The 966-nt window shown below is 46.5% G+C and carries 2 protein-coding genes; one reads left to right on the top strand and one right to left on the bottom strand.

Going from position 1 to position 966, the window contains the following annotated elements; all coding sequences use genetic code 11:
• A partial coding sequence (locus tag R7Z50_RS25205; protein WP_318149448.1) for a MerR family DNA-binding transcriptional regulator occupies positions 1-147 on the bottom strand: 147 nt, incomplete at its 3' end.
• Between the two features lie 233 nt (positions 148-380).
• On the opposite strand from R7Z50_RS25205, the gene R7Z50_RS25200 reads away from it, so the two are divergent.
• Positions 381-966 (top strand): molybdopterin-dependent oxidoreductase (locus R7Z50_RS25200; RefSeq protein ID WP_318149447.1); only part of this gene is annotated, 586 nt, incomplete at its 3' end.

Raw genomic sequence — 966 nt, 5'->3', positions numbered from 1 at the left:
GAAGTTGACCCAATCAATATCTCGATGTGTGTAGACACGGTGCCCACTATTATTTCGGTGGACATGTTTCAGTAAGCCAATTTTTTCATAGTATCGAAGCGTGTAAGACGACAACCCAACTGCGCTGGAAAACTCTTTCATATTCATTATTTTTACCGAAGATTATCCCTTCCTGTGACCACAAGAATGTAACCACACTATGGATAACCTTTGCAAAGCAAGCAGTCTAGTTTCTTACCGATGTTGTTAAGACTATAAATAGTCGTCTACTTTTATTGATGTAAACCCTTTAGTAAGGCACCTGTAGCGATCGGCGATACGAACTAAGGGACAAGAATGACGTAGCAGTTCTTGGGCGTGTGCCGACAAAGGAACACATCATGAGTGAGAACGAGAAAAACAAACCGCAAGGGATCTATAAATATTATGAAAACAATCCCAAATCTGCGGATGAGAAAGTCTTTGGACGAGTCAGCTACCCAGACAGGCGCGGTTTTCTAAAAGGTGCGGGGTTAGCGACCATGGCCGCCGCGCTTGGTGGCTTTATCCCATTCCATCGCAATATGCCGGCTGGCATCATCCCCGCAGCTTTTGCAGAGGGTCTTGATGACGTCATGATCGAAGGTAAAGACGGTTTAACTGTGCTCAACGACAGGCCGATGAATGCAGAAACCCCACCCCATTTGTTGAATGACGACGTAACTCCAACTCGACGCCATTTCATTCGCAACAACGGTATTCCACCAGCAAACGTGAACCCTGAAACTTGGACGTTGACCATTGATGGATTGGTCGACAAACCAATGTCGCTGTCGATTGCCGATCTCAAAAAGAACTTCGATGTCGTAGAACAACAACTGGTCGTTGAATGTGGCGGTAACGGCCGTGCTTTCTTTGATCCCAAAGCATCCGGTAATCAATGGACTTACGGCGCTGTGGCTTGCTCCAGTTGGACAGGCGTTCGCT

The sequence above is a fragment of the Vibrio sp. 1249-1 genome, from assembly GCF_033340495.1.
Note: the sequence above shows the minus strand (reverse complement) of the source record. Positions and strands in the feature narration are given on the sequence as shown.